Here is a 24,147-nt window from a genome sequence, read left to right as displayed (position 1 = left end):
CCCGTTGCCCCGGAACCAGGTTCCGGACACAGCACCACGCGATCGCGCAGTTCCGTGTCCGGAACCTGGTTCCGCAGGTGCGTCGCGACCGGGAGGCCCGGTGCCGGTCCGCAGCGCGCGTCAGCGCAGTCGGGTGACCACCTTCACATCCCCGTCCCAGTGCCGGAGACCGCCCACGGTGAGCACCTCGGGCAGGGGCGCGTCCGCAGCGAGGACCCGGAGCGCCGCCGGCAGGTCGACTTCGCGGATCCGCCGAGCGAGGGTGACGTGCGGTGCCCAACGACCCGGCAGCGACGAGTCGAGCGAGCCGGGAGCGGCGGCGTCGACCGCGCGGTGGAAGCGGGCGAGTGGCTCGTCGACGACCACGCCGAGGCCGAGCACGTGCCGACCAGGGCCCGCGGGGAACAGCAGGACACCGGCGACGCGCAGGGTCTCGGGCACCGCGACGTCGAGGTCCGGCGGCACGGGAACGGCCTCGCCGGCCACCAGGGTGACGTGCGGGTCGTTCGTGCCCGAGTGGCCGAGGCTCGGCAGCTCCGCGGCGACGAGGGCCTGCCAGAGCGCCCGGACCGCCGCGTCGGAGGGGCCGTCGAGGACGAGTTCGATGCTGCGCACGTACCGAGTGAACCAACGCACCCCGTGACGGCGATGTAACACGGCGGAACCGAACTCGCACCGGGGACCCGCGCCCGTCACACTCGACTCCACGCCGCGTACCCGACGCGGCTCCCCCGCACAGCACGGCCCACGAGGAGCACCAGCATGTCCGCAGCCCCCGCACTGCCCGAGAAGCCGAAGGGCAAGCGCCCGATCGGCTGGATCATCGCCGCCGTCATCGTCGTCGTGGCGATCGTCGTCGCCGTCATCGTCGGAGTCGTGCGCTCCGGTGGCGACAGCGGTGGCGCTGCCGCCGGTGACGCGGCCCCGAAGACCGTCACCATCGGCGTCTCGGACAAGTCGCTGCCCTACTGGAACACCTACGTGAAGGCCGCCAAGGAGCAGCTCAACGTCACCGTCAAGCTCCAGAACTTCTCGGACTACTCGCTGCCGAACCCTGCGCTCAAGGACAAGCAGATCGACATCAACCAGTTCCAGCACATCCAGTACCTGGCGAACTACAACGTCACCTCGGACGACGACCTGCAGCCGATCGGCGCGACGGCCGTCTACCCGCTGCCGCTCTACTCGACGAAGGTTTCCGACGTCAAGGACTTCGAGGACGGCGCGAAGGTCGCCATCCCGAACGACGCCATCAACGAGGCCCGTGCGCTCCTGGTCCTGCAGGCCGCCGACCTGCTCGAGCTCAAGGGCGGCGGCAACGCCTTCTCGACCACGGCCGACATCACCTCGCACAAGGTCGACGTGCAGACGCTCGACGCCTCGCAGACCGCGAACGCCCTGCAGCAGGGCTCCGTCGAGGGCGCGATCGTCAACGTGAACTACGCCACCTCGGCCGGGCTCGACACCAAGGACGCGATCTTCCAGGACGACCCGAAGAGCGCCTCCGCCGCCCCGTACGTGAACGTCTTCGCCGTCCGCGACGCCGACAAGACCAACAAGACGTACCTCGACCTGGCGAAGCTGTTCCAGGACGACGCCGTGCAGAAGGTCTTCGCGAAGGACTACCCGGACGCCGTCCCGAGCGACGAGAGCGCCGCCTCGCTGCAGAAGGAGCTCGCGACGGTCGAGTCCGACGCGAAGGCGGCAGCGGAGTAGTGCCGGTCCTCGTCGAACTCCGCGGCGTCTCGAAGCACTACCGCCGCGCCGACACCGGCGAGACCGTGGTGGCCGTCGAGGACGTCTCCCTGGACGTGCACCAGGGAGAGGTCCTCGGCGTCATCGGGTACTCCGGTGCCGGCAAGTCCACCCTGGTCCGTCTGGTGAACGCCCTCGAGCTCCCCAGCTCCGGGACGGTCACCGTGGCGGGCAAGGAACTGACGGCGATCCCCGAGCGGGATCGCCGTCTGGCGCGTCGCAACATCGGGATGATCTTCCAGCAGTTCAACCTGTTCCGGTCCCGCACCATCGCCGGCAACGTCGCGTACCCGCTCAAGGTCGCCGGTGTGCCGAAGGACGAGCGGGACCGCCGCGTGGCCGAGCTGCTCGACTTCGTCGGGCTCCTCGAACGCGCCCACGCATACCCGGAGCAGCTGTCCGGCGGTCAGAAGCAGCGCGTCGGCATCGCGCGGGCCCTCGCGGCGTCGCCCGACCTGCTGCTCGCCGACGAGGCCACGAGCGCCCTCGACCCGGAGACCACGTCCGAGGTGCTCGGGCTGCTCCGCCGGGTGAACAAGGAACTCGGCGTCACGATCATCGTCATCACGCACGAGATGGACGCCGTCCGCCAGATCGCCGACCGCGTCGCCGTGATGGAGCAGGGTCGCGTCGTCGAGGTCGGGGACGTCTACGACGTGTTCTCCGCGCCGAAGACGGGTGCTGCGCAGCGGTTCGTCCGCACCGCGCTGCACGACCGCCCCTCGGTCGACACGCTCGCTCGCCTGCGCGAGCGTCACCCCGGTCGCCTGGTGACCGTGCAGATCACCGACGAGGCCGGGCTGCAGAACCGGATCGACGCCGTGTTCCGGTCCGCCGGGGTCACCGCCGAGCTCGTCTACGGCGGGGTCGGCGAGATCCGCGAGCGGCGGATCGGTTCGCTCACCTACGAGCTGACGGCCGGCGATGGTGCTGGTTCTGGTTCTGGTTCTGGTTCCGGTGCGCCGGACGCCATCGACCGCGCCGTCGCCGCACTGCGCGCCGACGGCGTCACGACCGACGAGGAGGCAGCAGCGTGAACAACTCGTTCCAGAGCGTGATCGACACGTTCGACGTCTTCCTCGCAGCCATGCGCGACACCATCGTGATGTCGCTCGTGTCGCTCGTCATCGCCGGCGTCATCGGGCTCGCCCTCGGGCTGCTGCTCTACGCGACCCGGCCCGGCAACCTGCTCGGCAACCGCACCGCGTACACGATCATCAACGTCGTCGTGAACCTGGTCCGGCCGATCCCGTTCGTGATCTTCCTCGCCGCGATCGCCCCGCTGTCGCGCGTCGTGGTGCAGACCACGATCGGCGTGCCCGCGGTCACCTTCGCGATCTCGCTGGCAGCGGCCTTCGCGGTGTCGCGCATCGTCGAGCAGAACCTGCTCGCGGTCGACCCCGGCGTCGTCGAGGCGGCGCGAGCATCGGGTGCGCACCCGATCTCGATCCTGCTGACCGTCCTGATCCCCGAGGGCCTCGGGCCGCTCATCCTCGGCTACACGTTCATCTACATCGGCATCGTCGACATGACGGCGCAGGGTGCGTTGATCGGTGGCGGTGGACTCGGCGAGTACGCGATCACCTACGGATCGCAGCGGTACGACTGGTGGATCGTCTACGTGTCGGTGGCGGCGATCGTCGTCATCGTGCAGCTCGGCCAGTTCGTCGGCAACCGGCTGGCGCGCGCGACCCTGCGACGCTGACGCGGGCGCGCCGTCCGCGGTGTGCTGCGACCTCGGCACGTGCCGTGGTCGTGACTGCCTGGAGGCCCGGTGCCGGTTCCTGGAACCGGCACCGGGCCTCCAGTGCGTTGCCGCGTTGCGGGCGCGCCCGGCGTCGTCCGCCGAGCGGTCACGGGGCGTCCGCGACGCGCCGCTCACGTCCGCCGAGGTTCCACGCACGCATGCTGGGGCTCCCGAGGTTCCGAGATCTCGGAGCCTCGGCGGCTGCGGGCGTGGCAGGCGGAGCTTCGGCGCCGCTCGATGCCTTTCGTGCTCGGTTCCGGTCGCCGAGGTTCCACGACTCGCCGGACGCGATCCGCCGAGGTTCCACGAACGCCCGCTGCGAGCGCCGAGATGCCGGGATTTCGGAACCTCGGGGCAGCGGGGAGGGCGCGGCGGGCGCAGGCTGCGCGGGTCAGGCTGCGCGGGTCAGGCTGCGCGGGTCAGGCTGCGCGGGTCAGGCGGCCGGGGACTCCACGGTCTCGATCGTGCCGGTCGCTCCGGGGTGCTCGTAGTGCGCGCGCACCAGGATCGGACGGTGGTCGGAGATGCCCGCCGGTAGGGTCTCGACACCGGCGATGTGCAGCCCGACGCTCGTCGCGAAGTCGAAGTGGCCCGTGAACTTGCGGTAGCGCAGGTACGTCGGCTGGTCGGACAGCGACAGTGCGAACCCGCCCTGCTCGATCTTGCGACGTAGGTTCGTCTGGAACCAGGGGTAGTTGAAGTCGCCGACCATGACCGCGGGGACGTCCTTCGCGAGCTCGCGGAGGAACTGGTGCGCCGCCTCGATCTGCTTGCGGCGGAGGGAGTTCGTCGCGGTCAGCGGTGAGGCGTGGAACGAGGCGACGACGACCTCGGCATCGGCCTCGGTGTCGCGCAGGTGCATCGCGATGAGCCGTTCGTGCGCGGGTGCGAGGACCCGGTCGTGCAGGGACTTCTGCAGCGAGTGGATGCTGAAGTCCTGCACCTCGAAGCGGTCGTCGCGCTTGTAGATGGCGAGTCCGAGGCGGTTCGTGCGGGTCGACGCGGCGAGCGAGAGCCCACCGATCGACGGCGCGAGGTCGTTGCTGTCGCACTCCTGCACGCAGAGGACGTCGGCGTCGGAGGCCTCGGCCAGGGCGGCGAGTTCCCCGTTCGCGGTGTGCTCCCGGAGGTTGTAGCTGACGACCCGGAGGGCAGTGGGCGGCACGCCTGCGTCGGTGGCGATCGTGCTCTGCTGTTCTGGCGCGGCCATGCTGCCTTCCTGTCCGGGTGGTCCGGTCACCCTGCCGCGGCAACCGTACTCGGCGTTCGCAAACGGATGCTGAGACTGTAACGCCTGTCGGGTTTCGCGCGTGTGACCGTGACGGAAACGGACAGCCGCGAGCCGGGCGCTGGGCTGCGCGGAACCGCGCGGGTCAGACGCGGACCCGGCGGGCGGGCCGGACGGTGTCCCCCGCTGTGCGGCTCATCAGGATGCCCTCGACGCACGCGACGGCGAGCAGCGCCGCGATCACCCAGAACGCGACGGTGTACGGACCGTCGCCACCGAGCCCGCCGGCCGCGCGGATCACCACCGCTGCGACGGCGACGCCGAACCCGGCGGCGGTCTGCTGCAGCGTCGACGAGAGCGTGTTCGCCGGGGTCATGTCGGCCTGCTCGACGTCGGCGAAGGCGATGGTGTTGTACGCCGTGAAGCCGACGGAGCGGGCGGCGCCGCTGACGACGAGCAGCACCGCGAGCAGCCAGAACGGGGCGTCCTCGGTCATGAACGCCATCGCGACGACGGTCAGCGCAGCGATCGCACTCGACACGATGATCACCGGGCGGTAGCCGAACCAGCGCAGGAACGGCGTCGTCATCGGCTTGATGCCGAGGTTGCCGACGAAGACCCACAGCACGGCGGACCCGGCGAGCACGGCGCTCCAGCCCCAGGCGTCCTGGAACAGCAGCGGGAGCACGAACGGCACCGCGGAGACCGCCAGGCGGAACAGGCTGCCGCCGGCGTGCGACACCCGGAACGTCTCGAGGCGGAACGCCTCGAGCCCCATGATCGGGTGCGGTGCCCGGCGGAAGTGCCGGATCGCGAACCAGCAGCAGACGGCCCCGACGACACCGGACACCACGACGGCCAGGACCGGGATGACGTCGAGTGCGAGCAGGGACGCCATCACGACGAGCGACCCGAGGCCGAAGCACGCGAGCAGCGATCCGAACCAGTCGAACGGCACGCGTTGCGCGGCGCGCTCCTGCGGGACGAGCACGAGCGCGGCGACGAACGCGATGACGCCGAGCGGGATGTTGATCAGGAAGATCCAGTGCCACGTCAAGGTGTCGACGAGCACGCCGCCGATGAACGGGGCGATGATCGGCGCGGCCAGGGCGGGCCAGGTGAGGATCGCGATGGCCGTGACGAGCTGCTCGCGCCCGGCGCTCCGGAGCACCACGAGGCGGCCGACGGGCACCATGAGCGCACCGCCGAGCCCCTGCAGGATGCGCCAGAGCGTCAGGTCGACGAGGCCGGTCGACATCGCGCAGAGTGCCGACGCGATCGTGAAGAGCGCGATCGCACCCGCGAAGACGGTGCGGGACCCGATCCGGTCGGTGAGCCAGCCCGAGACGGGGATGAAGACCGCCAGGGTGACCAGGTACGCGGTGATCGCGACGCCCACGGCGGCCGAGTCGACGCCGAGGTCACGCCCCATCGCGGGCGCCGCGGTCGCCAGGATCGTGCCGTCGAGGAGCTCCATGAAGAAGGTCCCCGCCACGAGCACGGCGACCGCCGTGCTGCCCGTCCGCCGTCTGGGTGTCGTCATCGTCGTCGCCATGTCGCGTCAAAGGCTATGCCCGGTGCCGGGTCGCGCGGGGATGGTGTCGGGAGGTTCCCCGATCGTGTTGTGCATTGCAGAATGATGCGCACCAGTGCGTTGCCCCGCGGGTCCGCCGAGCGCGAGCGTGGAGGCTGCGCGACGACAGGAGGCTCACCGATGACCGACGCCGACACGACGACCGGGACCGTGACCACGAAGGGCGCCTGGGACCCGGCAGCGGGGACTCCGCACCACGTCTTCGACCACGCCCACCTGCCCGTGATGACCGTGCGGGAGTCCGCCCTGGCGAACAACACCGCCGTCATGCAGGCCTACGTCGACCGCCACGGGCTGCTGTTCGCGCCGCACATGAAGACGCACATGGCGCCCGACCTCGCCGCGCGGCAGATCGACGCCGGAGCGTGGGGCGTCACGGTCGCGTCCGTGCAGCAGGCGATGGTCGCGTGGGAGCACGGGGTGCACCGGATCCTGGTCGCGAACGAGGTCCTCGACCCCGCCGGCCTCGCCTGGCTCGGGTCGCGGCGCACGGTCGACCCGGACGCCGACGTCCTCTGCTACGTCGACTCCGCAGCGGGCGTCACCGCCGCCGTCGCCGCGCAGAGCACCGTCGCCGGCGAGCTGCACGTCCTGGTCGAGCTCGGGTTCCCGGGCGGGCGCACCGGGGTCCGCTCCCCCGACGACGCTCGTGCCCTCGCGCTGCTCGCCCACGACGCCGGGCTCGTGCTCCGCGGTGTCTCCGGGTACGAGGGCGGGCTGCCCGGCGTCGACGCTGCCCGCGAGTACGTCGCCGGCGTGCTCGACGTCGCCGAGGACGTCCGCGGGCTCGTCGACGGTCGCGGGCTCCTCAGCATGGGTGGCAGCGCCTGGTTCGACGCCGTCGTCGACGCGGTGGCGCACCGCACCGACGACCTCGACGTGCTGCTGCGGTCGGGTGCGTACCTGACCCACGACGACGGCTTCTACGCCGAGCGCACGCCGTTCGGCCGCCACCCGGCCGAGGGCTCGCTCGTCGCCGCGATCGAGGTCTGGGGACGCGTGACGTCCTGCCCGGAGCCCGGGCTCGCGTTCGTCGCCGTGGGCAAGCGCGACATCTCCTTCGACGAAGGGCTGCCGGTGGTGCGGTCGGTGCGGCCGGCCCTGCCAGGAGGCCCGGCGGGCGCCACACAGGTCGTCCCGCCGCCCGGGGCGGTCACCGTCACCCGCCTCGACGACCAGCACTGCTACCTCGCGCTGGCGGACGGTGCCCCCGAGCTGACGCCCGGTGACGTCGTCGTGTTCGGCATCTCGCACCCCTGCACGGTGTTCGACAAGTGGCGGCAGGTGCACGTCCTGGCCGACGACGACACCGTGCTCCGGACGATCGCGACGTGGTTCTGATGCGCGCGACCACCGCGGCCCCGGTGCCGACGGACGGCGACGGTCCTGCCCGGAACGCCGCACTGTCCCTGCGTCGTGGGCTCCGCCTGCTCGACTGCATCGCCGACCGGACCCGCAGCGGCGCGGTGTCCGTCAGCCTGTCCGTGCTGGCCACCGAGCTCGGCGCCTCGAAGTCGACGGTGCTCCGCCTGACGGCCCCGATGCTCGAGAACGACCTGCTGCGCCGCACCCCGGACGCCGGGTTCACGCTCGGCCTCGGCGCGCTGCTGCTCGGGCAGAGCTACCTCGAGGGGATCGACCTGCGCTCCGCCGCCGCGCCGTTCCTGCGTCGGACGGCGGAGCAGACCGGGCTGACGTGCCACCTCGTCGTGCCGGACGGCACGGACATCGTCTACGTCGACAAGGTCGAGACCCGCGGCACCGTCCGCATGGGCTCCCGGATCGGGAACCGCCTGCCGATGCGGAACACGGCCTCCGGCAAGGCGATCGTCGCGTTCGGTGAACCGGAGCTGCTCGACCGCGTGCTCGCCGAGCCGGCCCAGGTCATGACGGAGCACACCATCACGGACGACGACCGCTGGCGGCACGAGGTCGACCGCACGCACGGACGGGGCTACGGCATCGACGACCGCGAGAACGAGCCGGACATCCGGTGCGTCGCCGCCCCGGTGTTCGACCACGCGAACCAGGTGGTCGGCGCGATGAGCATTTCCGGGCTGGCCTCGCGGTTCCCCGCAGCAGCGGTCCGCGAACTCGGCGACGGCGTCGTGCGGACCGCCCACGAGATCTCCGTCGCGCTCGGGTCCTCGTCGGCGCAGCTCGCCCTCGCGCGGGGTGCCCGGTGACCGGCTCGGTGCTGACGTTCGGCGAGACGATGCTGCTCCTGACCGGGCGCGACGTCGGCGCGGTGCCGGACCTGGAGCACATGCGGGTGGACACCGGCGGCGCCGAGAGCAACGTCGCGATCGGCCTCGTCCGCGCCGGGGTGCCGGCCACGTGGATCGGTCGGGTCGGCACGGACCCCGCCGGCGACCGGGTCGCCGCCGACATCGGTGGTGAGGGCGTCGACGTGCTCGCGGTCCCCGACGCCGAGCGATCCACCGGCATCATGATGAAGGAGCGGCTGCTCGACGGCCGTACCCGGGTGACCTACCACCGCCGTGGTTCGGCCGGCTCGGCGTTGGCCGCGACGGACCTGCCCGGCGGCGTCGTCGAGACCGCTGCGCTCGTGCACGTCACCGGGATCACCCTCGCGCTCTCCGAGTCCGCACACGACACCGTGACCGCAGCGCTCGACCGGGCGTCCGCCGCCGGTGTGCCGGTGTCGTTCGACGTCAACCACCGGCCGAAGCTCATCGGCGCCGACGCTGCACGCGACCGGTACCGGGCCGTCGCAGCACGGGCCGCCGTGGTGTTCGCCGGCGACGACGAGGCCCGGCTCGTGCTCGGCCGCGACGACCAGGACGACGACGAGGAGTCACTCGCGCACGAACTCGCCGCACTGGCACGGGGCCGCGCGGTCGTGAAGCTCGGCTCCCGCGGTGCCGTGGCGTCGATCGACGGCGTGTTCGTCCGTCGGCCCGCGACCCCGGTGCGCGTCGTCGACCCGGTCGGTGCCGGTGACGCGTTCGTCGCGGGCTGGCTCGCAGCGAGCCTGGGTGGAGCGGACGCCGCCGAGGCCCTCGACCGGGCCGCCGACGCCGGCGCACTCGCCTGCACCGTCGAGAGCGACTGGCGCCGTCCGGACCCAGCCGCGTTGCACCACGCCCCGCACCCGTCGGACACCGACCACACCGTGCACGACCACGTCGACCGCTGACGCCGTGTCCGCCGACACTGTGCCCGCCGAACACCACCACTCGAGGAAGCGCACCATGACGAACGACACCACGAGCACCGAAGAGCACGCCGCCGCACGGCACCGTCACCAGGCCGGACCGGCGATCGCGATCCTCCGCGGCGGCACCGGCGACCACGTCGAGGACGTCATCGCCACCCTGGTCGACTCCGGCGTGACGGCGATCGAGATCACCACGAACACCCCGCGCTGGCGCGAGGGCATCGCGTGGGCGGTCGAGCGGTACGGTTCCGCGGCCTCCATCGGTGTCGGCACGGTGCTCGACGTCCGACAGCTCGACGAGGCCGCCGCTGCCGGAGCCTCGTTCGCCGTCAGTCCCCACCTCGACGCCGAGCTCGGCGAGCGCGCGCACGAGCGTGGCCTCGGCTGGTACCCCGGTGCCGCGACCCCGACCGAGATCGTCCGCGCGTGGCGGCTCGGCGCCCGTGCGGTGAAGGTGTTCCCGGCTGCGCAGCTCGGCGGCCCCGCGTTCCTGCAGCAGGTCCTGGCACCGCTCGACTTCGTCGACGTCATCCCGACCGGTGGCATCGGCGTCGACGACGCCCCGGACTACCTGGCCGCCGGTGCGGTCGCCGTCGGACTCGGGTCCCCGCTCGTCGGTGACGCGCTGACCTCGGGCGACCTCGACGCCCTGCGGGGGCGGGCCGGCCGCCTCGTCGCGGCACTCGACCGATGACCGGGCAGCAGCCCACCGGCGAGCAGTCCGCCGTCGGCGTCGTCCTGCTGCGCGGCGGGTCGGTCCTCGGTGCGGACGGGTCCCCGGTGCGCGCCGACGTCCTCGTCACCGACGCCGTCATCCGCGCCGTCGGTGCCGATCTGGGCGCCCCTGCCGACGCGCACGTGATCGACTGCGACGGACGCCTGGTGCTGCCGGGCTTCGTGGACGCGCACTCGCACGCCGGATCGCTCGTGTTCGACGAGGGCGTGCAGCTCGCGCTCCTGCGCCAGGGCGTGACGACGATCGTGACCGGACAGGACGGCGTCGGACCGGCTCCGGGCGACGGGTCGTACGCCGACACGTACTTCGCCGCCATCGACGGTCCGCACCCGACGTACCGCGGTGGCGGGGTCGACGGCCTGCTGACGACCTACGACGGCACGACCCCGATCAACGTCGCGACGCTCGTACCCGCCGGCACGGTCCGTCACCAGGTCATGGGCGACGATCCTGGACCGGCGGACAGCACGCAGCTGGCCACGATGCGAGGGCTGGTGCGCACCGGCCTCGCGGACGGTGCGGTCGGTCTGGCGACGGGGCTCGACTACGTCCCCGGTCTGTTCGCCGGCACCGCGGAACTCGCGGCACTCTGCACCGAGGTCGCTGCCGTCGACGGCCTCTACGTGTCGCACATGCGCGGCGGGTACGAGGGGAACGCCCGTGCCGGCCTCGACGAGATCGCCGACATCGTCCGCGCGTCGGGCGTCCGCGCGCACGTCTCCCACCTGCACGCGCCCGTCGACCTCGCGGTGACCGCACTCGCCGAGCTCGAGGCCGAAGGCGCCCCGATGTCGTTCGACGCCTACCCGTACTCGCGTGGCTGCACGATCCTGTCGATGCTGCTCCTGCCCGCGGCCCTCGCCCGCCCCGGCACCGAGGACCTCGCCCACGCCATCGCCGACGACGAGGGTCGCGCTGCGGTCCGGGCGGCCGTGCTCGACCGCGTGCTGTCCCGCGCCGACCTCGGCACCGGCTGGGCGGAGCAGATCACGCTGTCACACGTACCCGCCGCCGAGTTCCACGCGCTGCAGGGCCGCACCCTCGCCGACGCCGCCGAGGCGACCGGGACGGACCCGGTGGACCTGGCCCTCGACGTCCTGGTCGACTCGGCACTGCAGGTCACCGCCGTGATGCGCGTGCCCCGTCCCCGGACCGCCGACGACCTGGCACCGCTCTTCCGGCTGCCCGGGCACACGGCCGGGTCCGACGGGATCTTCGTCGGCACACACCCGCACCCGCGGGCGTACGGCACGTTCGCCCGCTACCTGCAGGACTTCGCCCGCACAGGGCTCCTGTCGTGGCTCGAGGCCTCGCGGCACCTGTCCACCACTGCGGTCGAACGACTCGGCCTCGGTCGACGTGGCGCGGTCGCCGTCGGGGCGGTCGCCGACCTCGTGGTCGTGGATCCCGATCGGGTCGCGGCGCGGTCGTCCTACGACGAACCGATGCGCCTGGCCGAGGGCATCGACGACGTCCTCGTCGCCGGTGTCCCCGTGCTGACGGACGGCGCCCTGACGCACGCGACCCCCGGCGCCGGGCTGCGTCGCCACCCGGGTCGGATCGACCACGAGCAGGGAGCAGCCGGCACCGGGGGTCGGTGACCCAGCGCGGTGACGCGCCTCGGTGAGGCTTCACACAGCCTGTACCGGCGTCACGCAGCGCTCGGCAGCACCGCCACGACGTCGATCTCGACCAGGATGTTCGCCAGGTGCGACTGCACCGTCGTGCGGACCGGGTACGGCTGCGAGAAGTGCTTCGCGTACTCCTCGTTGAAGGCCGGGAAGTCGCGGTCGGAGTGCTCGAGGTGCACCGTGGACTTCACGACGTCGTCGAGGGTGGCACCGTGCTCGGCCAGCACCGCTGCGACGTTGGCCAGCACCTGCGCGGTCTGACCGGCCACGTCGTCGGCGATCGCCCCCGTGGCGGGGTCCTGCGGGCCGAACCCGGCGGTGTAGATGAAGCCGTTGGCGACGATGCCCTGGCTGTAGGGCCCGGCGGGCTTCGGGGCGTCGTCGGTCACGATGGCGGTCTTCGGCGCGGTGGAGTTCGGCACGGTTGCTCCTGGGGTTCGTCGGTCGTCGGCGGAGACTCCAGGCTAGGCGGACGCCACGCGGTGGGGCCGACCACCCGGCCAGCGCATTCCGCATTGCAGAACGCGAGTCGGGCCTCCCGTCCGGGTGCCGCACCGACCACCCAGGCGGAGGGCGGCTACCCTGGCCGGGTGCCGTCCTCCCTGCCCGAACGCCGCGGAGCGCGCGCGTGAGCCGGCTCGACGGCGCGGTCACCGGGACCGCCGCGACCGGACGACGCCGCGCACGCGACACCGTCACCTCCCTGCCGGCGTGGGCGGCGGTGCTGCTCGTCTGGACCGGCGGCCGGATCGTGTCGACGCTGTGGCTGGCACTCGCGTACCCGCTCATCGGACGTGCGATGCCGGACAACGCCATCTGGGGCAACGGGCACGGGTTCACGGCGTTCCTCACCGCCTGGGACGGCCAGTACTACGAGCAGATCTCGTTGCACGGGTACCCCGACGTGCTGCCGCTCGACGCCGCCGGCAACGTGGCGCAGAACGCCTGGGCCTTCCTGCCGGCGTTCCCGTTCACGATCCGGATGCTCACCGCCTCGACCGGGCTGCCGTTCACCGTCGGCGCCCCGCTCATCTCCGTGCTGGCCGGTCTGCTGGCGACCTACCTGCTGCACCGCCTGGTCCGCGACCGTGCGGGCAACGCCGCGGCGATGTGGGCGGTGTTCTTCTTCACGTGCGGGCCGCTGTCGTTCCTGTTGCAGGTCGGCTACGCGGAGAGCATGTTCCTCGCGCTCACGTTCGGCGCACTGCTCGCTCTGGAGCGTCGCCGGTACGGGCTGCTCACCGTGCTCGGGGTCGCTGCTGCCTTCACCCGTCCGGGGGCGCTGGCCGTCCCCCTCGTGCTCGGGGTCATCGCCCTGGTGCGGTGGGTCCGGGCTCGCCGTGAGACCGGGCGGGTGCTCGACACCTTCCCGCTCCGCGAGCAGGTGCAGGTCGTGGCCGCCGGTGCCGTGATGGTGCTTGCGGGCCTCGCCTGGCCGGTCATCGCGTCGCACGCGACCGGCACGCCGAACGCCTACCTCGAGACCGAGATGTCGTGGTGGGTGAACTTCATCGGCCGCGTGGACTTCGTGCCCTTGTCGCCGTGGTTCCTCATCGCCGGGCGCTGGCTCGGCGTCGGCGGGATCCTGATCGTGGTGTTCCTGCTCGTCGGGTTCCCGATCTGGCTGCTCCGCCGGTCGACGAAGCGGCTCGGTTCGACGACCGTGCTGTACTCGGCCGCCTACGCGCTCTACATCTTCGCGGTGTCGCTGCCGATGGCCTCGACCCCGCGATTGCTCATGCCCCTCGCGCCGTTGTTCGGTTCGCCGGAGCTCGTCGCGAAGCCGTGGATGCGGTGGACGTTCGTCACCGCGGCGCTGGCCGGGCAGCCGGTGCTCGTCGCGGTGCTCTGGCTGCTCGGGCCTCCGTAGCGGGGACGGCGGCAACACCGACACCACGGACACCTCCGACGCCACCTCCGACTCGGAACGACGGAACCGACGTCGTACGACATCGATCCCGTCGTTCGGAGTCGGATCGAGCCGAGCCGAGCCGAGCCGAGCCGAGCCCGACCCGTCCGCTCCTAGAGCTCGACGGTCCCGTGGTCCCCGGTGTCCGGCTGGCTCTGCTTGCGCAACGCTGCCTTGAGCGTCTGCACGAGGCTGCCGACCGGACCGGTGTCCTGCGTCCAGTACTCGACCGAGTCGCCCGACACCGTGAGCAGCCGGATCGAGGGGTCGTCGCGGCCGTCCGGGAACCAGGCCTCGGCGAACGGCGACCACAGCTCGTCGATCACGGCACTGTCCTGCGTCACGGTGGCGGTGCCGGCGATGGACAGGTAGCCGCCCTGCGACTCGATGGAGACGTTGACGTGCGGGTTCCTGGCGATGTCGTCGACCTTCTCGCTGCCGTCCTGCACCAGGAAGCGGAGGGTCCCGTTGAACGCCTTGTCCTGCACGGCGAGCGGCCGGGCGTGCAGCTGGCCGTCCTCGCTCACCGTCGTCAACAGGGCCGTGTGGGCGCCGTGGACGATGTCCGAGATGGCGGCGCGCTGGTCCGTCTGCGTGTCGGTCATGATGCTCCTTTGCGTCGTGCGCCCCACCCGTCCCGACGTTCGACAGCGGGTCCGGCGGGGCCGTACCGTTCCCGCCAGTGTGCCCCTCGACGCTGGGCGCGTCCGGCACGCGGCAGCTCCACCCCGACCGGGAGGCCCGTCTCGACTCCCCCGGACACGTCCGGCCACGCAGGCGGCCGGTCCGCAGTGCCCGCGCCCGGTCCGGCGCACTCCATGCGTCCGCACACAGCGACACTCCACCAGACGATCACCGCGTGCATCGTCGGAACATGCACACGCACCGGATGCATGCGCAACGAGCGACACTCCACGAGTCGATCCGCGGGTGGTTCGTCGGAACATGCACACGCACCGGATGCGCCCGCACGGAACAGGTCAGGCTGGCTCGCGGATGGTGGTCTCGACGTCGACGACCTGCGGCACCCGCGGCATCGAGGCGAAGCCGAACGCCACGGGTGGGTCGAGCGGCGCCAGGGTGCCGAGGGGCTCCCCCGCCCAGGTCCCGCGCACACCGGTGACGTCGTGGGCCCCGGTCACGCCGTAGTACTCGCGCCGACCGTTCCCCGCCGAGCCGGCGGTACCGGATCCGGGAGCGACGAGCCGGGCGATCGGGTCGATCGCGGCGAGCCAACGGGGGTCGCGGGCGATCGGCTTCGGGACGACGCGCAGGATGCGTCCGAGCGGGGAGATCGTGCCGACGTCGACCGACATCTGCAAGGCGCCGGCGTCGAGCTCCAGGCCACGGGCCGTCCGTCGCGCCCGGACGTCCACCACGGACACGGTGTCGAACCGGTAGGTGCCGGAGACGTAGGCGGCGACGATCTCGTCCGGCGCGAGCAGCACGCTGGTGCCGTCGGGCAGCTCGAGGAACACGTCCGTGAACGCTCCGAAGGGCGAGCGGTCCCACATCCCGACGACGATCCGGACACCCGAGGTGGTGCCGACGCCCATGATCCGGCCGCGGAACCGGCGCTCGACGGGAGGGGTGCTGGGACGTGACGGCATGCCGTGGACCGTACCCGGCGCGCCCGTGAGGCGGACCGACGGAGCTGACCCGCGCATCCCGGCTGACGGGTTCGCGAAAGCGACGGATCGCCGCGAACGTTCCACGGCGATCTGTCGCTCTCGCGGGGTGGGCCCGGGGTGACCGTCTACGGGACGGGGACGGGCTCGGCGAGCAGCTCGCGCACGCGCGGCGCGACCTTCGTGCCGTAGAGCTCGATGGACCGCAGCATGTCCTCGTGCGGCAGGCGACCGGTCGCGTACCGCATGTCGAACCGCGAGGCGCCGAGGATCCGCATGTTCCGGGCGATCTTCCGTGCCACGGTCTCCGGCGACCCGACGTACAGCGAGCCACCGGCGGACAGGCCCGCGTGGTACCCGGCGACGTCGAGGGGCGGCCAGCCGCGCTCCCGGCCGAGCTGGTCGGTGACGGCCTTGTGGTACGGCCAGTAGCGCTCGGCGGCTTCCTCGTCGGTCGCCGCGACGAAGCCCGGCGAGTGCATCGCGATGGGCTGCTGCGGCAGGTCGAGCTGGGCGAGCGCCTGACGGTACAGCCGTGAGAACGGGGCGAACTGCGCCGGCTGCCCGCCGATGATGGCGAGGAAGAGCGGCAGGCCGTAGGACGCCGCACGGATCACCGACTGCGGCGAGCCGCCGACGCCGATCCAGGTGGGGATGGCGCCGTGCTCGAGCTTCGGGAACACGTCCTGGTCGACCAGGCTCGCGCGCTTCGTGCCGGACCAGGTCACGGCGTCGCCGCCGCGCAGGGCCGCCCAGAGCTGCAGCTTCTCCTCGAACAGGACCTCGTAGTCGGACAGCTCGTAGCCGAACAGCGGGAACGACTCGGTGAAGGAGCCACGCCCGAGGATGACCTCGGCACGACCGTCCGAGATCGCGTCGACGGTGGCGAAGCGCTCGTAGACGCGCACGGGGTCGTCGGACGACAGCACCGTGACGGCAGAGCCCATCCGGATGCGGGAGGTCGAGGCGGCGATCGCGGCGAGGACGACCTCGGGTGCGCTCACCACGAAGTCGGCGCGGTGGTGCTCACCGACGCCGATGAAGTCGATGCCGACCTGGTCGGCGAGGACGGCCTGGGCGACGACGTCGCGGATGCTCTGTGCGTCGGACTTGAGACTGCCGTCGGCGAGTTCGGTGACGTCGCCGAAGGTGTCGATGCCGAGCTCCACGGGGCCGATCCGTTCGGGTGCGGGCGGCGGGACGTCCGAAGGGCGGTCGGTGCCGAATGCGTTGCTCATGGTTCCTCCTGATCGCACTTCCATGCGTTTGCATCAAACTACCACGGCAAGGCCGGCACGGCCAGCGCCCGCGTGTACGGTCGCCCGCATGCCGAAGCTCCCTGACCAGACCGGACGCAGGATCGTCGTCACCGGCTCCAACAGTGGCACCGGGAAGGAAGCCGCGACCCGTCTCGCGGCCGCCGGCGCGAGCGTCGTGCTCGCCGTGCGCACGACCGCGAAGGGCGATGCCGCCGCGGCCGAGATCCGCGCAGCCCACCCGAACGCCGACGTCGAGGTGCGCGAACTCGACCTCGCGGACCTGGCGAGCGTGCGCCGCTTCGCCGAGGGCATCGTCGGCGAGGACCGCCCGGTCGACGTCCTGGTGAACAACGCCGGGGTCATGGCGCCGCCACAGCGCTTCGAGACGGTCGACGGCTTCGAGCTGCAGTTCGGCACGAACTTCCTCGGTCCCTTCGCGCTGACGAACCTGCTGCTGCCCTCGCTGTTGCGCGCCGAGACACCGCGGGTCGCGACCATGTCCAGCCTCGCCGCGATCCCCGGCCGGATCCGCTTCGGCGACCTCCAGTGGGAACGCGGGTACAACGGCTGGCGCGCCTACGGCCAGTCGAAGCTCGCCGACCTGCTCCTCGCACTGCACCTGCACCGGCTGACCGTCGAGGCGGACGTCCCCCTCGTCAGCACCGCCGCGCACCCCGGCTACACCCGCACGAACCTGCAGTCGGCCGGACGCTCGCTCGGACGCGCGAAGCCGGTGCGGCCCAGCAACCGCGCACTCCCCTTCACGCAGGCGGTCGAGCAGGGCACCGAGCCGCTGCTCTACGCCGCGGTCGGCCCGAACGCGGTCGGTGGCGCCTACTACGGCCCGGCCGGCCCCTTCGGCCTGACCGGACCGACGACCGCCGTCTCGATCCCCGGGTCGGCACGGAGCGCCGACCTCGCCCGCTCGCTCTGGGCCGTCGCCGAGGACCTCACCGGGACACGCCCGCCCCTCTGAGCGCGGGGCGCGGCCGGGAGGCCCGTGGCACGTCCGGCGCACCGCCCGCGTCAGGCGCGGTGCAGCTCCACCGACCCGTCCAGCCGTCCGGGTTCGGTCAGGCGGGCGTGCTGCAGGACCGTGCGGCCCGGACCGATCGCCGCGGCGACGATGGACAGCGTCGTCATGTGCCCCTCGGACTCGTGCGCGTCGCGGAGGATCGCGTCGGGGTGGTCGCTCGGCAGCGCAGCGGACTCGGCCAGGACACCGAACCAGCCGCCCCACCCGTCCCCGGCGTCGTCGCCCGCGTCCACCGTCCGGAGTTCGTCGAAGGGCCCGAGCACGGGTGGTCCGACCGGGGCGCCCGCCGCACGGAAGGCCTCGAGCCACCGGCCGATGCGCGGCGCAGCCGGGTCGTCCGGTTCGCCGTGCGTCACCATGTGCACGCCGGGGCCGAGCTCGGTCGTGCGGACCCGTGTGCCGTCCCAGGTCAGGACCGCGGCGCCGTCGGCGGTCGCCCGCACCAGGTTGAACGCGCGCGTGGTCGGCAGCGTGCCGTCGTGTCCGGGCAGCAGGTCGTCGGCGACGGCGTCGACCGGCACCACGCCGCGGGTCGTCCACGTGCCGTCGACACCCGGCACCGGTTCGCCGCGGTTGAGCACGACCGCCAGCCCGGCGCGGTCCGAGGCAGCGAGCCATGCACCGCCGGCAGCGCGGTCGCGGACACCGCGGACCCCGGGGTCGCGATCGGGCCACCAGGCCGCCGGCGGGTCCCACGGACGCTCGGGCGACTCGTCCCGCAGGGCGAGCACGGTGACGGGCCACGCGGACCCGGGGTCGACGCGGACGACGACGGTGCACATGCCGTCGATCCTCGCACGTGCCCCCGGTAGCGTGAGCGGCGTGAACGCAGCAGCAGAGCGCACCCTGACCGTCATCGTGGGGATCACCGGGGGCATCGCCGCCTACAAGGCCGTCGGCGTGGTCCGCGACCTCGTCAAGCGCGGGCACGAGGTGCACGTCGTCCCGACCGAGGGAGCGCTGCGCTTCGTGGGGCTGCCGACGCTCGAGGCGCTCAGCCGCAACCCCGTCACCACGAGCGTCTGGGACGACGTCTCCGAGGTCCGCCACGTCGCCCTCGGCCGTCGCGCGGACCTGGTCGTGGTGGCCCCGGCGACCGCGGACTCCCTGGCGCGGATGGCGAACGGCCTGGCGAGCGACCTGCTCGGCACGACGCTGCTCGCCACCGACGCCCCGGTCGTCGTCGCGCCGGCGATGCACCCGCAGATGTGGGAGCACCCCGCGACCCGGGCCAACGTCGCCGTCCTGCGCGAGCGGGGCGTGCACCTGGTCGGACCGGTGGTCGGCGCACTGACGGGCGACGACGCCGGCATCGGCCGGATGGCGGAACCCGAGGACATCGTCACCGCCGCGCTCGCCGTGCTGGACGGCCCTGCCGGTGCGGGGGCGGGGCGTCGCGCCGGCACCGACGGGGGGACGCAGTCCGGCGCCGGGGCCCGTGGCGAACAGGGCGACCTGTCCGGCGTCCGCGTGGTCGTCAGCGCGGGCGGCACCCGCGAGCCGTTCGACCCGGTGCGCTTCGTCGGCAACCGGTCGAGCGGCCGGCAGGGCCTGGCGATCGCCGCCGATGCCGCAGCGCGCGGCGCCGTCGTCACCGTCGTCGCCGCGAACGTCGAGGCCGGCCTGACGGCAGGCATCGACGCGACCGTCGTGCCGGTGGGGTCGGCGCTCGAGCTCGCCGAGGCCGTGCACGCCGCGGCGGTCGACGCCGACGTCGTCGTGATGACCGCCGCCGTCGCCGACTACCGGCCGGCCGAGGTCCTCGCAGAGAAGCTCAAGAAGGACGCCCAGGGCGAGCGGATGACGCTCGAGCTGGTGCGGAACCCCGACGTGCTCGCCGACCTGGTGGCGGCGCGGCGCACCGGGCAGGTCATCGTCGGGTTCGCCGCCGAGACCGAACCCGACCGCGACGCCCGCATCGCACTCGGGCGCGCGAAGATCGCCCGCAAGCCCGCCGACCTGCTCGTCGTGAACCACGTCGGCTGGTCCGCCGGGTTCGAGCGCGAGGAGAACGCGATCGAGGTCCTGGTGCCGGGCGGCGAGGTGGTCCGCGAGACCTCGGGCACGAAGGCCGAGGTGGCTGCGGCGGTCCTCGACCTCGTCGCGACCGCACTGACCTGATTCCGAGGACGGGCGAGCACGATGGGGGCCATGCGACGACGTGAGCGGATCAGACGAGCCACCCGGACTGCCACCCTGCTCGCCGTGCTGCTCGGCGGGGCCGGCGTCACCCACTTCCTCCAGCCGCGCCACTACGACCGGATCGTGCCGGACACACTGCCACCGCGCCTGACGACGGTCGCGTCCGGCGTGGCCGAACTCGGCATCGCCGCCGGGCTCGCGTTCCCGGCCACTCGCCGGGCCTCGGGGTGGGCTGCAGCTGCCCTGTTCGCCGCGGTCTTCCCCGCGAACGTGAAGATGGCGAACGACCTGCTCGACAGCCCGCGGTCGACCCGGGCGATGCGGCTCGTCTCCGTGCTGCGGCTCCCGCTGCAGGCCCCGCTCGTCCTGTGGGCCGTGCGCGTCGGTCGGCACGCACCGAAGCGGTGACCCAGCCGTCCTGGACCCGTGCGGCCGCACCGCTGCTGCACCGGCCGGTGACCCAGCACGCGTGGGACGACGTCGTCTTCGCGCACTGGCGGCACGATCCGGGTCCGCTGGCGCGACTCGTGCCGCGGGGGACGCGCCCCGACGTGGTCGACGGCAGCGCCTGGGTGGGACTGACGGCCTACGTCTTCCACGAGACGCGGGTGCCGCCCTTCCCCTCCGCCGGCCGCCTCGGGCGCATGACCGAGCTCACCATCGAGGTCCTGACCGTGGACGACCAGGGCCGGCGCGGCGTCGCCTACCGCACCGTGGACACCGCGAACGTGCCGGCGATCGTGGCCGCACACGCCCTGCTCGGCGTGCCGTACACCTTCGCGCACGCCCGGTCGCGCCGCCGCGGCGAGGTCGTCGCGCACCGGTCGGTCCGGCACCCCGCGCGTGCACTGCACCCGGTGCGCTGGGCGCGGTCGCTGCGGCAGGAACGCCCCTCGGGCACGGCCAGACCCCGGCACGCGGCCTCGATCCGCGTCACCGCCGGCGATGTCGTCGACACGCCACTGGCCGCCGAACTCACCACCCGCGCCGGCATCCACGCCCGGTACCTGGCCCAGACGCTCTTCTGGCAGCGACAGCACCCGCCGCTCACCGTGCGGGCCGCGCACCTCGACCGGCTCGAGGGGGACCTGCCGGACGCCGTCGGCATGCCGGGGCTGTTCGATCGGCCGCCCGACTCGCTGCTCGTCGCCGACGGCACCACGGTGCGGTACGCCTGGGGCGGGGTCGTGCGGTGAGCGACCACGCCGCGGACGATGCCGCCCTGGACGACCTCGACCGCTTCGTGCGGGCGCAGGACGGCGTGCACGACGACGCCCTCGCCGAGTTGCGGCGCGGACGGAAGACCTCGCACTGGATGTGGTTCGTCTTCCCGCAGCTCGCCGGCCTCGGGCGGAGCGCCACCGCCGAGCGCTACGGCGTGCGCGGGCTCACCGAGGCCCGCGCGTACCTCGCGCACCCGGTGCTCGGGGACCGGCTCCGGACCGCCGCGGCCGTCGTCGCGGCTGCGCCGGCGCTGTCTGCCGAGGCCCTGCTCGGTGGGACGGACGCCCTGAAGCTCCGGTCATCGATGACGCTGTTCGCCCGGGCGGCGACCGACCCGGAGCCCTTCGCAGCGGTGCTCGACCGGTGGTACGGCGGGGCGGAGGACCCGGTCACCGTCGGCCTGTTGGACGCGGGCGGGCGAGCGCCACGGGACACGCGCTGAACCGAGCGGAACGCCGGTCTCATATCAGGTACGTTGATCGGTGCGCGTGCACCGACCGCGCCCCGATCGAAGGAGAACGCATGCCGGTCCCCCGCAGCGCCCCGACCGAGCACCAGCTGCTCCGCGACACCGTCCGCCACAAGATCCACGACGCGATCATGGACGGCACGCTCGTCCCCGGCGAGCGGCTCAACGACGACGAGCTCATCGCCTGGCTCGGCGTCTCCCGCACGCCGATCCGCGAGGCACTGAGCCAGCTCTCCCGTGCCGGCCTGATCGAGATGGCGCCGAACCGGTACACGCGCGTCACGACACCGGACCCGGCCGAGGTCGTCGAGGCGATGCAGACCCTCGGGGTGCTGTTCGGCGGCGTCGTCCGCCTCGCCGTCCCCCGCCTCGGTGCCGGTGCACGGAAGAAGATCCTCGCGCAGCTCGACAAGACGATCGCCGAGCTCGAGTCGCACGACGTCCCCGCCGTGAACCACGACGCGCTCGACGTGTTCGCGCTCTACGTCGCCGAGTGCGGCAACGAGAACCTGCAGCGCGTGTGCCGCGACACCATGGACGGCCTGGCGTTCCGCCTGCGCCTGCCGAACCTCGACGAACTCGTCGACTGGGACCGGATGACCGAGGACTTCCGTCGACTGCGCACGGCGACCGAGTCCGGCGACAACGTCGCCGCCGAGCTCGCGGCCGAGGCGATCCACCAGCTGCCGGGCGAGAAGCGCTGAGTCCGGCTGTACCCCCGTACAGGAACCCGCCCGTCTCGTGCACGCGAGGCGGGCGGTCCGCGCTCAACGAGCCTCCCGGACACCCCGTCCAGGCCCGTGACCGACGCGCACGACGCTCCCAGACTGCGGCTCCGGCGAGCCGATAGCATCGCTGGCGACCACCCGATCGCCCACCCGGAGCAGCACATGAGTCCTCGATCGACGGACCGTACCGAGGTCGCCGCACGTCTGGCCGCGGCGGTCGGACGGATCAACCGGCGAGCACGGACGGACTCGGCTTCGCTCGGGTACGGGATCGTGTCCGCACTCGCCACCATCCAGCGCGAAGGCCCCCTGCGCCCGGGCGACCTGTCGCGGATCGAGGTGGTCACGAAGCCCACGATGACCCGGATCCTGACCGAGCTCGAACAGCGCGGGTTCATCGCGCGCGAAGCCGATCCGCGCGACGGCCGCGCCTTCATGGTCTCGGCCACCGACGAGGGCATCGCGGCGGTCGAACGAGCTCGCTCGGACCGCACCGGGATCGTCGCCGAGCTCATCGCCGAGCTCGGCGAGTCCGACGTCGCCGCCATCGCCGGAGCACTCGACGCCCTCGAACGCGTCGCCCAGGGCGACCGCACCCAGGAACCTCACACGTTCTAGGTCCGAACCGGCCGTTACCGAACCGTTACCAACGGGTGGACGGACGGTTCTGCCAGCGATCCTGGACGCGTCATCCAGTCTGACGGGTCATCGTGTCGGCTTCGCCCGACGGCGGCCTCCCCAGGGCCGGTCGCGGCGGACGGACGGGCCCCACACCACCGTCCGGTCCTCCCCGGTTCGCCAGACTCCCCCTGTTGCGCGCATCCCGACGCGCGCAGCATCGCTCACCGTCCCCGACGTGCCGAGCAGCGCGGAGTCCCGCACCACGAACCGCCCGACCACCGGAACCGATGCCAGGACACACTCCCGACCTCCCCACCACCACCGCCTCGACCCGACGTGAGGCCCTGGACTCCCCGAGCCGGCGCGTGCGCCGCGCCCTCCGCCACCGTGCGCTCCGACACCGTGCGACGTTGATCGTCGGCGGTGCCGCGGTCCTCGCCGTCGCCGGCGGTGCCGTCACGGTCGGCACCCAGCCCGCCATCGGTGAAGCGCTCGGCATGCCGACCGGCACCGCGAGTGCGTCCGCGACGGCCCAGCCCGCCCTGCGCGGCACCGCCCTCGACCGTGCCCAGGCAGCGGCGACCATCTCGACCGCGAAGACCGTGATGACGACGGCGAACGCCAAGACCGACACGGCCTCGCTCGAGCAGCACATCGACGCACTCAGTGACTACCCGGAGCTGTCCGGCGCCGCGCTCACGACGCGCATCTCGTCGACCGTCGAGTCGACCGCGCACGTCGCGCAGGCCAGCGCCACGCAGGACAAGCGGGACGTCGACGCGAAGGCAGCAGCCGTCGCGAAGGCCGCCGCCGAGAAGCGCGCCGCAGCGGCAGCAGCGGAGGCCGCCCAGAAGCTGGCGGCGGGCAACACCGTCGCGGGTGCCAAGGCGACGGCGACCTCGCTGGCGTCCTCGGAGTACGGCTGGGGCTCCGACCAGTTCCAGTGCCTCGACAACCTGTGGACCAAGGAGTCGGGCTGGGACTACCAGGCCGTCAACGCGAACGGCGGGGCGACCGGCATCCCGCAGGCGCTGCCCGGGTCGAAGATGGCGACCATCGGCTCGGACTGGCAGACGAACGCCACGACCCAGATCAAGTGGGGCCTGCAGTACATCAGCGCCGCGTACGGCACCCCGTGCTCGGCGTGGGCGCACTCGCAGGCGAACAACTTCTACTGAGCGGCGCGGGAGCGGCCTGCCGACTCACGCACCTGCACGTCGAACGGCCCCGGGTACCGCCCGGGGCCGTTCGTCCTGTAG

25 protein-coding genes are annotated in these 24,147 nt (G+C 72.7%); 17 read left to right on the top strand and 8 right to left on the bottom strand.

Translation table 11 applies throughout. The annotated features are described in order from the left end of the window. Positions 1 to 120: 120 nt before the first annotated feature. A complete protein-coding gene (locus OGL88_RS10425) occupies positions 121 to 615 on the bottom strand; it encodes a 2'-5' RNA ligase family protein (protein WP_263091307.1) in 495 nt (164 codons plus the stop codon). 147 nt (positions 616 to 762) lie between these two features. On the opposite strand from OGL88_RS10425, the gene OGL88_RS10420 reads away from it, so the two are divergent. From OGL88_RS10420 to OGL88_RS10410, 3 genes are read left to right on the top strand one after another with little or no spacing between them, the layout of a single operon-like run. After that, positions 763 to 1,716 (top strand): MetQ/NlpA family ABC transporter substrate-binding protein, encoded by a 954-nt coding sequence (locus OGL88_RS10420; RefSeq protein WP_263091306.1) that lies wholly within the window; start codon positions 763 to 765, stop codon positions 1,714 to 1,716. Next, complete coding sequence (locus OGL88_RS10415) at positions 1,716 to 2,792, top strand: methionine ABC transporter ATP-binding protein (RefSeq protein ID WP_263091305.1); 1,077 nt, start codon at positions 1,716 to 1,718, stop codon at positions 2,790 to 2,792. The genes OGL88_RS10420 and OGL88_RS10415 overlap by 1 nt, the downstream gene beginning before the upstream one ends. Positions 2,793 to 2,842: 50 nt before the next feature. After that, the gene (locus OGL88_RS10410) at positions 2,843 to 3,460 is read left to right on the top strand and encodes a methionine ABC transporter permease (RefSeq protein ID WP_111084480.1); all 618 of its coding nucleotides are present in this window, start codon (positions 2,843 to 2,845) and stop codon (positions 3,458 to 3,460) included. Between the two features lie 475 nt (positions 3,461 to 3,935). On the opposite strand, the gene OGL88_RS10405 is transcribed toward OGL88_RS10410, so the two are convergent. Both OGL88_RS10405 and OGL88_RS10400 read right to left on the bottom strand, forming a co-directional pair. Next, on the bottom strand, positions 3,936 to 4,712 hold the full coding sequence (locus tag OGL88_RS10405) for an endonuclease/exonuclease/phosphatase family protein (protein ID WP_111084345.1): 777 nt from the start codon (positions 4,710 to 4,712) through the stop codon (positions 3,936 to 3,938). A gap of 163 nt (positions 4,713 to 4,875) precedes the next feature. Then, positions 4,876 to 6,285: an MFS transporter gene (locus tag OGL88_RS10400; protein WP_263091304.1), complete on the bottom strand. Its 1,410-nt coding sequence runs from the start codon at positions 6,283 to 6,285 to the stop codon at positions 4,876 to 4,878. A 159-nt stretch (positions 6,286 to 6,444) separates the two neighbouring features. Here OGL88_RS10400 and OGL88_RS10395 point away from each other — a divergent pair, with 159 nt between their 5' ends. Genes OGL88_RS10395 through OGL88_RS10375 form a run of 5 tightly spaced genes read left to right on the top strand, consistent with a single transcriptional unit; the run spans position 6,445 to position 11,842 of the window. Further along, positions 6,445 to 7,665 carry an alanine racemase gene (locus tag OGL88_RS10395; RefSeq protein WP_263091303.1) on the top strand — a complete coding sequence of 407 codons (1,221 nt, stop codon included), beginning with the start codon at positions 6,445 to 6,447 and terminating at the stop codon, positions 7,663 to 7,665. Next, positions 7,665 to 8,510 (top strand): IclR family transcriptional regulator, encoded by an 846-nt coding sequence (locus OGL88_RS10390; RefSeq protein WP_240347750.1) that lies wholly within the window; start codon positions 7,665 to 7,667, stop codon positions 8,508 to 8,510. The genes OGL88_RS10395 and OGL88_RS10390 overlap by 1 nt, the downstream gene beginning before the upstream one ends. Further along, entirely contained in the window at positions 8,507 to 9,484 is a 978-nt protein-coding gene (locus OGL88_RS10385) for a sugar kinase (RefSeq protein WP_263091302.1), read from the top strand. Before OGL88_RS10390 ends, OGL88_RS10385 begins: the two co-directional genes overlap by 4 nt. Positions 9,485 to 9,539: 55 nt before the next feature. Next, positions 9,540 to 10,199 (top strand): bifunctional 4-hydroxy-2-oxoglutarate aldolase/2-dehydro-3-deoxy-phosphogluconate aldolase, encoded by a 660-nt coding sequence (locus OGL88_RS10380; protein ID WP_263091301.1) that lies wholly within the window; start codon positions 9,540 to 9,542, stop codon positions 10,197 to 10,199. After that, positions 10,196 to 11,842, top strand: coding sequence for an N-acyl-D-amino-acid deacylase family protein (locus OGL88_RS10375; RefSeq protein WP_263091300.1), 1,647 nt, complete (start codon positions 10,196 to 10,198; stop codon positions 11,840 to 11,842). The genes OGL88_RS10380 and OGL88_RS10375 overlap by 4 nt, the downstream gene beginning before the upstream one ends. A gap of 50 nt (positions 11,843 to 11,892) precedes the next feature. On the opposite strand, the gene OGL88_RS10370 is transcribed toward OGL88_RS10375, so the two are convergent. Further along, positions 11,893 to 12,294, bottom strand: a complete 402-nt coding sequence (locus tag OGL88_RS10370) for a RidA family protein (RefSeq protein ID WP_205462845.1) — start codon at positions 12,292 to 12,294, stop codon at positions 11,893 to 11,895. A gap of 206 nt (positions 12,295 to 12,500) precedes the next feature. Here OGL88_RS10370 and OGL88_RS10365 point away from each other — a divergent pair, with 206 nt between their 5' ends. Next, positions 12,501 to 13,742, top strand: coding sequence for a hypothetical protein (locus OGL88_RS10365; protein WP_263091299.1), 1,242 nt, complete (start codon positions 12,501 to 12,503; stop codon positions 13,740 to 13,742). A 152-nt stretch (positions 13,743 to 13,894) separates the two neighbouring features. Here the strand turns inward: OGL88_RS10365 and OGL88_RS10360 are convergent, their stop codons facing one another. The 3 genes from OGL88_RS10360 to OGL88_RS10350 all read right to left on the bottom strand — a co-directional run bounded on the left by OGL88_RS10360 (position 13,895) and on the right by OGL88_RS10350 (position 16,647). Then, positions 13,895 to 14,386 carry a pyridoxamine 5'-phosphate oxidase family protein gene (locus OGL88_RS10360; protein WP_205462848.1) on the bottom strand — a complete coding sequence of 164 codons (492 nt, stop codon included), beginning with the start codon at positions 14,384 to 14,386 and terminating at the stop codon, positions 13,895 to 13,897. A gap of 375 nt (positions 14,387 to 14,761) precedes the next feature. Then, positions 14,762 to 15,391 carry a hypothetical protein gene (locus OGL88_RS10355; RefSeq protein WP_263091298.1) on the bottom strand — a complete coding sequence of 210 codons (630 nt, stop codon included), beginning with the start codon at positions 15,389 to 15,391 and terminating at the stop codon, positions 14,762 to 14,764. A gap of 146 nt (positions 15,392 to 15,537) precedes the next feature. Next, positions 15,538 to 16,647 (bottom strand): LLM class flavin-dependent oxidoreductase, encoded by a 1,110-nt coding sequence (locus OGL88_RS10350; RefSeq protein ID WP_240347373.1) that lies wholly within the window; start codon positions 16,645 to 16,647, stop codon positions 15,538 to 15,540. Positions 16,648 to 16,735: 88 nt separating this feature from the next. Between OGL88_RS10350 and OGL88_RS10345 the strand changes: the two genes are divergently transcribed. Further along, positions 16,736 to 17,644: an SDR family oxidoreductase gene (locus tag OGL88_RS10345; RefSeq protein ID WP_263091297.1), complete on the top strand. Its 909-nt coding sequence runs from the start codon at positions 16,736 to 16,738 to the stop codon at positions 17,642 to 17,644. A gap of 50 nt (positions 17,645 to 17,694) precedes the next feature. Here OGL88_RS10345 and OGL88_RS10340 read toward each other — a convergent pair whose 3' ends face one another. Then, positions 17,695 to 18,486 carry an NRDE family protein gene (locus OGL88_RS10340; RefSeq protein WP_263091296.1) on the bottom strand — a complete coding sequence of 264 codons (792 nt, stop codon included), beginning with the start codon at positions 18,484 to 18,486 and terminating at the stop codon, positions 17,695 to 17,697. A gap of 64 nt (positions 18,487 to 18,550) precedes the next feature. Between OGL88_RS10340 and OGL88_RS10335 the strand changes: the two genes are divergently transcribed. From OGL88_RS10335 to OGL88_RS10305, 7 genes are all read left to right on the top strand, one after another. After that, on the top strand, positions 18,551 to 19,825 hold the full coding sequence (locus OGL88_RS10335; RefSeq protein WP_263091327.1) for a bifunctional phosphopantothenoylcysteine decarboxylase/phosphopantothenate synthase: 1,275 nt from the start codon (positions 18,551 to 18,553) through the stop codon (positions 19,823 to 19,825). 30 nt (positions 19,826 to 19,855) lie between these two features. Continuing rightward, the gene (locus OGL88_RS10330; RefSeq protein ID WP_123672409.1) at positions 19,856 to 20,254 is read left to right on the top strand and encodes a DoxX family protein; all 399 of its coding nucleotides are present in this window, start codon (positions 19,856 to 19,858) and stop codon (positions 20,252 to 20,254) included. Beyond that, positions 20,251 to 21,042, top strand: a complete 792-nt coding sequence (locus tag OGL88_RS10325; protein WP_263091295.1) for a YqjF family protein — start codon at positions 20,251 to 20,253, stop codon at positions 21,040 to 21,042. Before OGL88_RS10330 ends, OGL88_RS10325 begins: the two co-directional genes overlap by 4 nt. After that, positions 21,039 to 21,512, top strand: coding sequence for a DUF1810 domain-containing protein (locus tag OGL88_RS10320; RefSeq protein WP_263091294.1), 474 nt, complete (start codon positions 21,039 to 21,041; stop codon positions 21,510 to 21,512). The genes OGL88_RS10325 and OGL88_RS10320 overlap by 4 nt, the downstream gene beginning before the upstream one ends. 80 nt (positions 21,513 to 21,592) lie before the next feature. Beyond that, positions 21,593 to 22,243 (top strand): GntR family transcriptional regulator, encoded by a 651-nt coding sequence (locus OGL88_RS10315; protein ID WP_205462852.1) that lies wholly within the window; start codon positions 21,593 to 21,595, stop codon positions 22,241 to 22,243. Positions 22,244 to 22,429: 186 nt separating this feature from the next. Continuing rightward, on the top strand, positions 22,430 to 22,885 hold the full coding sequence (locus OGL88_RS10310) for a MarR family winged helix-turn-helix transcriptional regulator (RefSeq protein WP_263091293.1): 456 nt from the start codon (positions 22,430 to 22,432) through the stop codon (positions 22,883 to 22,885). A 290-nt stretch (positions 22,886 to 23,175) separates the two neighbouring features. Next, positions 23,176 to 24,066 (top strand): phospholipase, encoded by an 891-nt coding sequence (locus OGL88_RS10305; RefSeq protein ID WP_263091292.1) that lies wholly within the window; start codon positions 23,176 to 23,178, stop codon positions 24,064 to 24,066. The last annotated feature ends 81 nt before the right edge of the window (positions 24,067 to 24,147 follow it).

It is taken from the genome of Curtobacterium sp. RIT-PI-V (assembly GCF_025642935.1).
Taxonomy (GTDB): domain Bacteria; phylum Actinomycetota; class Actinomycetes; order Actinomycetales; family Microbacteriaceae; genus Curtobacterium.
Note: the sequence above shows the minus strand (reverse complement) of the source record. Positions and strands in the feature narration are given on the sequence as shown.